This window comes from Pseudomonas sp. SDT291_1_S447 (assembly GCF_054070155.1).
Genome location: NZ_JBSVXS010000177.1, coordinates 1 through 8085, shown reverse-complemented (window position 1 = coordinate 8085; position 8085 = coordinate 1). Strand labels below are relative to the sequence as shown.

Sequence of the window (8085 nt, the reverse complement as noted above, 5' to 3'; positions counted from 1 at the left end):
CAGGCAAAAGTCAGTTGAGGGCTTCCCCTCAACCATAGAATCTCCCACATTGGAACTGGGTTCGCCGCAGATTGTGTGAACAACACAGATCTCCTGTAGGAGTGAGCCTGCTCGCGATGTAGTCCATTCGGGTGGCCAAGCCTGATGGCTTGCCGGAGCGCTCGCCTTTTTTTGTACGACATTTCCCAAGCTGCATCGGCGGTCATTTCAAGCTTCCTGAAGGGGTTAGGCTTGTGCTTCACCTGATCTTCAAGGAATTGCGCATGACTGTATCCAGCCTTACAGGCAGCCCGGATGGCGAACGTTTCAACGAAGTGCTCGCGCTGATTCACCGTTCCAGACATCAGGCCATGCAGGCGGTCAATACACAGCTGATTGAGCTTTATTGGCAGGTGGGGGCGCATATCAGTCGTAAGATTGAGCAGGCGGAGTGGGGCGATTCGGTCATAACTCAACTGGCCGCACATCTGGCGTATACCCAACCGGGCTTGCGTGGGTTCACCCGACCAAATCTGTTCCGAATGCGCCAGTTTTATGAAACCTATCGGGACGATCCAATTGTCTCACCACTGGTGAGACAATTGCCGTGGACTCATAACATGATCATTTTGAGCCAAAGCAAACTCCCGGAGGAGCGTGGGTTCTACCTGCGAATGGCCATTCAGGAAAAGTGGTCGAAGCGCGAATTGGAGCGCCAATTCAAAGCAGCTTTGTTTGAGCGAAGCGTCACCGACCCGGCAAAAGCCTCCGCGGCACTGCAGCAATCCCACCCCGAAGCTCTCGAGATATTCCGCGATTCCTACATGGTCGAATTTCTCGACTTGCCCGGCGCTCATTCTGAAACCGATCTGCACCAAGGCCTGCTATCTCGCCTCAAGGAATTCCTGATCGAACTTGGTCGCGACTTCTGCTTTGTCGGTTCCGAATATCCGTTGCAGGTAGGCGGTCGGGATTTCTCTCTCGATCTTCTGTTCTTCCACCGAGGGCTCAACTGCCTTGTAGCCATTGAACTCAAGGTCGGCCGTTTTGAGCCGGAATACCTCGGCAAGCTGGATTTCTATCTGGAGGCGCTGGACCGCAATGTCCGCAAGCCTCACGAAAACCCGGCCATCGGTGTCCTGCTGTGCGCCAGCAAGGAAGATGAGGTCGTCGAGTACGCCCTCAATCGCAGTCTCTCGCCCGCATTGATAGCGGAATATCAAACCTGTTTGCCGGATAAACAATTGCTGCAAGCCAAGTTGCATGAGTTTTATGCACTGGATACGGCGCACACAGAAAATAGCGAGTAACGACTGCTTATTCCCATAAACCATAAGCACCGCACTTTGCGTGATATGGCCTGCGCGGGTTTGCCGGTATGATAGGCGCCCCCGCACGTCTGGATTGCGAATACGCCATGACCCTGCAGTACCCAACCATCGCCGATTGCGTCGGCAACACGCCGCTGGTGCGTTTGCAGCGCCTGCCCGGTGCTACCAGCAACACCCTATTGCTCAAGCTCGAAGGGAATAACCCGGCGGGTTCGGTCAAGGACCGTCCGGCGCTGTCGATGATCACTCGCGCCGAGTTGCGCGGGCAGATCCACGCCGGCGATACGCTGATCGAAGCGACCTCGGGTAACACCGGGATCGCGCTGGCCATGGCGGCTGCGATTAAGGGTTACAAAATGATCCTTATCATGCCGGACAACTCCAGCGCCGAACGTAAAGCGGCAATGACCGCTTACGGCGCCGAGCTGATTCTGGTCAGCCAGGAAGAGGGCATGGAAGGCGCCCGCGATCTCGCCCAGCGTATGGAAGCCGAAGGCCGTGGCAAAGTGCTCGATCAGTTTGCCAACGGCGACAATCCTGAAGCGCACTACACCACCACTGGCCCGGAAATCTGGCGCCAGACCCAGGGCAGCATCACCCACTTCGTCAGTTCGATGGGCACCACCGGTACCATCATGGGCGTGTCGCGCTACTTGAAAGAGCAGAGCGACAGCGTGCAGATCGTCGGCCTGCAACCGATGGAAGGCTCGGCCATTCCGGGCATCCGCCGCTGGCCGCAGGAATACCTGCCGAAGATCTATCAGGCCGATCGCGTTGATCGCATCGTCGACATGGCGCAAAGCGAAGCCGAGGACGTCACCCGGCGTCTGGCCCGCGAAGAAGGCATCTTCTGCGGCGTGTCCTCGGGCGGTGCGGTGGCAGCGATGCTGCGCCTGTCCAAAGAAGTTGAAAACGCGGTGATCGTCGCGATCATCTGCGACCGTGGCGACCGTTACCTGTCGACCGGCATTTTCGACGCGCCCAACTGATGGCCAAGCACGAGAGAGGCCTGCGCTTCCAGCCCACGGGCGGAAGCAAGGCCGCGCAAATTCCGACCGGTAAAAAGCAGCGTTTGAGCATCGAGCGCCTGGCCAATGACGGGCGCGGTATCGCGTTTTTCGAAGGCAAAACCTGGTTCGTCCTCGGCGCCCTTGCCGGTGAAGAGGTCGAAGCGCGGGTGCTCGGCGCCCACGGCAAAGTGGTCGAGGCGCGCACCGAGCGCGTGTTCAAGGCCAGCGAATTGCGTCGCCCGGCACCGTGTCAGCACGCCGGCCGTTGCGGCGGTTGCAGCGTGCAGCATTTGCCCCACAGCGAACAGCTTGCCCTGAAACAGCGCATGCTCGCCGAGCAATTGTCGCGCGTCGCCGGTGTCGAACCTGAAGAGTGGGCAGCGCCGTTGACCGGTCCCGAATTCGGCTATCGCCGTCGCGCCCGGATTGCGGTGCGCTGGGACATGAAGGCGAAGAAACTCGAAGTCGGTTTCCGTGCCGCTGGCAGTCAGGACATCGTCGCGATCAGCGAATGCCCGGTGCTGGTACAGCCCTTGCAACCGATCATGACCCGTTTGCCGGAGATGCTTCGTCGTTTGAGCAAACCGCAGGCGCTGGGCCATGTCGAGTTGTTCAGCGGCTCGTCTCTGGCGGTGTTGCTGCGGCACATGGCGCCGTTGTCCGAAGCGGATCTGACCATCCTCAAGGACTTCTGCCAGTTCCATGAAGCGCAATTGTGGTTGCATGGCGAAGGTGAGCCGCAACCGGTCGATGCGACCCAGTCGCTGGGTTATCGCCTGGAGCAGTGGGATCTGGATCTGGCGTACCGACCGGGTGACTTCATTCAGGTCAATGCCGGTGTCAACGAAGCCATGGTCGCGCAAGCGCTGGAGTGGCTGAAGCCGGGTCGCGACGAGCGCGTGCTCGATCTGTTCTGCGGCTTGGGCAACTTCGCCTTGCCGTTGGCCAAAGTCGTGCGCGAAGTGGTGGCGGTCGAGGGTGTGCAAACCATGGTCGATCGCGCTGAAGCGAACGCCGCCAGTAACAATTTGCATAACACAAAGTTTTTTCAAGCCGATTTATCCCAGCCTTTGACCGATGCCCAGTGGATCGGAAACGGCTTTTCTGCGGTACTCTTGGACCCACCGCGTGACGGTGCTTTCGAGGTGGTTCGCAAGCTGGCGACCCTGGGTGCCAAACGGTTGGTGTATGTGTCGTGCAACCCTGCAACTCTGGCGCGCGACACGGTCGAATTGATCAAGCAGGGCTACCGGTTAAAACGTGCCGGGATTCTCGATATGTTTCCTCAGACGGCACATGTCGAGGCCATGGCGTTATTTGAAGCGAGCCAGGATGGCTCGTCTGAATCCGTCTGATCTGTCCGCGCAGCGCTCGCATCAGCCCCGCGAGCGCAAACGGGCAACAAGGATCAGCGATTTGACGCATTGAATCTGCGTCGTAGGGAAGGTAAAGCAAGATGGTACAGGTGAGAGCACACCAGCCGATCAACACTGACGGCAGTATCAATCTCGAGGCTTGGCTCGATCACGCGGTCAGTGTCGATCTGGCACTGGATCGCGAAGCCTTGAAAGAAGCCTGCGAGTTCGCTCGCGAGGCCGAACAACAGTCCAATGCCAAGAAGAATCTGTGGGCCGAAGGCTCCGGCAGTTTCAGTACGGGCCTGGAAATCGCCGAGATTCTCGCCGACCTCAAGCTCGATCAGGATTCGCTGGTCGCGGCGGTCCTGTATCGCGGCGTGCGCGAAGGCCAGATCGAACTCGCGGCCATCGGCCAGCGCTTTGGCCCGGTGGTGGCCAAGCTGATCGACGGCGTGCAGCGCATGGCGGCCATTAGTGCCAGTCTCAGTCCGCGTCAGTCGATGGTCATGGGCACGCAAGGGCAGGTGGAAAACCTGCGCAAGATGCTGGTGGCGATGGTCGACGACGTTCGCGTCGCGCTGATCAAACTGGCCGAACGTACCTGCGCCATTCGTGCGGTGAAAACCGCTGACGACGAAAAGCGTAACCGCGTCGCCCGCGAAGTCTTCGACATCTATGCGCCGCTCGCGCACCGCCTCGGCATCGGTCATATCAAATGGGAACTGGAGGACTTGTCCTTCCGTTATCTCGAGCCGGATCAATACAAGCAAATCGCCAAGTTGCTCCACGAGCGACGGCTTGATCGCGAGCGTTTCATCGCCGACGTGATGACCCAGCTCAAGGACGAATTGCAGGCCACCGGCGTCGACGCCGACATCAGCGGCCGGGCCAAACACATCTATTCGATCTGGCGCAAAATGCAGCGCAAGGGTCTGGAATTCAGCCAGATCTACGACGTGCGCGCCGTACGCGTGCTGGTCCCGGAAATGCGCGACTGCTACACCGCGCTGGGTATCGTCCACACCTTGTGGCGGCACATCCCGAAAGAATTCGACGACTACATCGCCAACCCGAAAGAGAACGGCTACCGCTCGCTGCACACCGCGGTGATCGGCCCTGAGGGTAAAGTGCTGGAAGTGCAGATCCGTACGCACTCGATGCATGAAGAAGCCGAACTCGGCGTCTGCGCGCACTGGCGCTACAAGGGCACCGACGTCAAATCCGGTTCGAACCACTACGAAGAGAAAATTTCCTGGCTGCGTCAGGTCCTCGAGTGGCATGAAGAACTGGGCGACATCGGTGGTCTGGCGGAACAGCTGCGCGTCGATATCGAGCCGGATCGGGTCTACATCTTCACTCCCGACGGTCACGCCATCGACTTGCCGAAAGGTGCGACGCCGCTGGACTTCGCCTACCGCGTGCACACCGAGATCGGCCACAACTGCCGTGGCGCGAAGATCAACGGGCGCATCGTGCCGCTCAACTACAGCCTGCAGACCGGTGAGCAGGTCGAGATCATTACCAGCAAGCACGGCACGCCGAGCCGCGACTGGCTGAACTCCAACCTCGGTTACGTCACCACCTCGCGGGCGCGAGCGAAGATCGTCCACTGGTTCAAATTGCAGGCGCGCGACCAGAACGTTGCCGCCGGTAAAACCCTGATCGAGCGCGAACTGACGCGCCTCGGCCTGCCCGCGGTGGATTTCGACAAGCTGGCCGACAAGGCCAACATGAAAACCGCCGAAGACATGTTCGCCGCCCTCGGTGCTGGCGACCTGCGTCTGGCGCAACTGGTCAACCTCGCGCAGCAACTGGTCGAGCCGGAACGTGGCAACGAGCAACTGGAACTGATTCCACGCAAAGCCACCGGCTACAAACCGGGCAAGCGCGGCGATATTCAGATCCAGGGCGTCGGTAATCTGATGACGCAGATGGCCGGCTGCTGCCAGCCGCTGCCGGGCGATGCGATCGTCGGCTACATCACTCAGGGCCGTGGCGTGAGCATTCACCGTCAGGACTGCGCCTCGGTGCTGCAACTGGGCGGACGCGAGCCGGAGCGGATCATCCAGGTCAGCTGGGGCCCGGTGCCGGTGCTCACCTACCCGGTGGACATCGTCATCCGCGCCTACGACCGTTCCGGTCTGCTGCGTGACGTCTCGCAGGTGCTGCTCAACGAGCGTATCAACGTGCTGGCGGTCAACACCCGCTCGAACAAGGAAGACAACACCGCGCTGATGTCGCTGACCATCGAGATCCCGGGGCTGGATGCACTGGGCCGGTTGCTCGGGCGGATTTCGCAGTTGCCAAACATCATCGAAACGCGGCGTAACCGTACTCCGTGATGACCAACCCGATCAACTGTGGGAGCTGGCTTGCCAGCGATTGCATCACCTCGATTGTCCTGAAACACCGAGGAGTCCGCATCGCTGGCAAGCCAGCTCCCACAGGGTTTTGTGGTGAGAGATAAATGATGTACAGCCTTGAAGACCTGCTCCACCTGATGAACCGTCTGCGCGATCCGCAGTACGGTTGCCCGTGGGACATCAAGCAAACCTACGCGACCATCGTCCCGCACACCCTCGAAGAAGCCTACGAAGTGGCCGATGCCATCGAACGTGGCGACTTCGATCATTTGCAGGGCGAGTTGGGCGATTTACTGTTCCAGGTGGTGTATTACAGCCAGTTGGCCAAGGAGGAAGGGCGCTTCGAATTCGCCGGGGTGATCGACAGCATTACCCGCAAGCTGATCCGTCGTCATCCTCACGTTTTTCCGACTGGCGATCTGTACGCGCCGCTGGATGTGCCGCGCTTGAGCGAAGAACAGGTCAAGCAGCGCTGGGAAGAGATCAAGGCCGAAGAGCGCGCCGAGAAATCCGCCGCGCCCGAGCAGCTGTCACTGCTCGACGATGTGCCGGCAACGCTGCCGGCCTTGTCGCGCTCTGCCAAGTTGCAGAAACGCGCAGGGCAAGTCGGTTTCGACTGGCCGGACGCCTTGCCGGTGCTCGACAAGGTGCGCGAAGAACTCGATGAAGTCCTCGAAGCCATGTCGGAAAACGATCTCGTCGCCGTGGCTGACGAGATCGGCGACCTGCTGTTTTCCGTGGTCAATCTGGCCCGGCATTTGAAGGTCGACCCGGAAACGGCATTGCGCGGCGCCAACGGCAAGTTCGAAAGACGTTTCCGATTTATCGAACAGGCATTGCGCGACACCCACCGTCCCATAGAAGATTGCACCCTCGAAGAGTTGGACGCCCTGTGGGGTGAAGCCAAACGTCAGGAAAAGAATGTGCCCGGCTGCGGCTGAGCAACTGCCCAAGTGAGTAAGTCCCATGAGTATTTCCCTTCGCGACCAGTTGCTCAAAGCAGGCCTGGTCAACCAAAAGCAGGCCAAGCAGGTCAGCAAGGACAAGCAGAAGCAGCAACGTCTGGCGCACAAAGGCCAGATCGAACTGGATGACTCGCAGCAGCGTGCTGCCCAGGAAGCCATGGCCGAGAAGGTCAAGCGCGACCAGGAGCTGAACCGTCAGCAGAAAGAGAAAGCCGAAGCCAAGGCGCGTGCGGCGCAGGTCAAGCAACTGATCGAAGTCTCGCGTCTGCCTAAGCTGACCACCGAGGATTACTACAACTTCGTCGACGACAAGAAGGTCAAGCGTATCTCGGTCAATACGCTGATGCGCAACAAGCTCAGCAGCGGTTCGCTGGCGATCGTCCACCATGCCGGTGGCTACGAAGTGATCCCGCGTGAAGCGGCCCTGAAGATCCAGGAGCGCGACCCGCAGCGCATCGTCCAGCTCAACGTGCAGACCGAAGAGGTCAGCACCGAGGACGATCCGTACGCGGCGTATCAGATCCCTGATGACCTGATGTGGTAAACCGATGAAGCTGTAACAACGACAAACCCCGCTCATGGCGGGGTTTGTCGTTTTCAATGCTGTGGTGAATCAGGCGGATTTCAGATCCCGCTGCTGTTCTTGCACTTCCAGTTCGGCCTTGTAGTTGTGGGCGTCGATCTCGTTGTGGAACATGCCGACCAGCAAGTCTTGTTGATGCACATCCCAGATGCGGATACCGGCGGCTACGCCTTCGTGGGACATGTGTGAATCGTCGCGTTCAGTTACTTTTACAGTCATCTGCTAGCTCCAAATCTCAAGTTATCTGCAGCAAGGCGTGTGCAGGACTCTTTTATAGAATTTGTTAGCCTGCTAAGTAAACGGCTGATTTGTGCAAGGTGTTGTTGCGTTTTTTGCAACAGTGCTGCAGCCCGCGTAATCCGCGACATTCGGTCGCAGGGCGCTAAGTTTCATGACAGAAGTTTCATTTTCAGACCCATGCGAACCCTTGTGTAGGAGCTGCCGAAGGCTGCGATCTTTTGATCTTGTCTTTCAAAAATCAAAGTCAAAAGATCGC

The 8085-nt window shown here is 58.9% G+C and carries 7 protein-coding genes; 6 read left to right on the top strand and 1 reads right to left on the bottom strand.

Annotated features, from left to right (window positions below):
• The first annotated feature begins 263 nt into the window (after positions 1 to 263).
• The 6 genes from ACW9IR_RS27660 (at position 264) to ACW9IR_RS27635 (ending at position 7550) form a co-directional block, all read left to right on the top strand.
• Positions 264 to 1289 (top strand): PDDEXK nuclease domain-containing protein, encoded by a 1026-nt coding sequence (locus ACW9IR_RS27660; protein ID WP_102901701.1) that lies wholly within the window; start codon positions 264 to 266, stop codon positions 1287 to 1289.
• Between the two features lie 107 nt (positions 1290 to 1396).
• Positions 1397 to 2299, top strand: coding sequence for a cysteine synthase CysM (gene cysM, locus ACW9IR_RS27655; protein WP_163004698.1), 903 nt, complete (start codon positions 1397 to 1399; stop codon positions 2297 to 2299).
• Positions 2299 to 3675, top strand: a complete 1377-nt coding sequence (gene rlmD, locus ACW9IR_RS27650) for a 23S rRNA (uracil(1939)-C(5))-methyltransferase RlmD (RefSeq protein WP_457465790.1) — start codon at positions 2299 to 2301, stop codon at positions 3673 to 3675. Before cysM ends, rlmD begins: the two co-directional genes overlap by 1 nt.
• A 101-nt stretch (positions 3676 to 3776) precedes the next feature.
• Complete coding sequence (gene relA / locus ACW9IR_RS27645; RefSeq protein ID WP_016987453.1) at positions 3777 to 6020, top strand: GTP diphosphokinase; 2244 nt, start codon at positions 3777 to 3779, stop codon at positions 6018 to 6020.
• Positions 6021 to 6148: 128 nt separating this feature from the next.
• Positions 6149 to 6982, top strand: a complete 834-nt coding sequence (mazG, locus tag ACW9IR_RS27640; RefSeq protein ID WP_457465792.1) for a nucleoside triphosphate pyrophosphohydrolase — start codon at positions 6149 to 6151, stop codon at positions 6980 to 6982.
• A 25-nt stretch (positions 6983 to 7007) separates the two neighbouring features.
• Positions 7008 to 7550 carry a DUF2058 domain-containing protein gene (locus ACW9IR_RS27635; RefSeq protein ID WP_016987455.1) on the top strand — a complete coding sequence of 181 codons (543 nt, stop codon included), beginning with the start codon at positions 7008 to 7010 and terminating at the stop codon, positions 7548 to 7550.
• 69 nt (positions 7551 to 7619) lie between these two features.
• Here ACW9IR_RS27635 and ACW9IR_RS27630 read toward each other — a convergent pair whose 3' ends face one another.
• On the bottom strand, positions 7620 to 7808 hold the full coding sequence (locus tag ACW9IR_RS27630; protein WP_007917473.1) for a hypothetical protein: 189 nt from the start codon (positions 7806 to 7808) through the stop codon (positions 7620 to 7622).
• Positions 7809 to 8085: the final 277 nt, after the last annotated feature.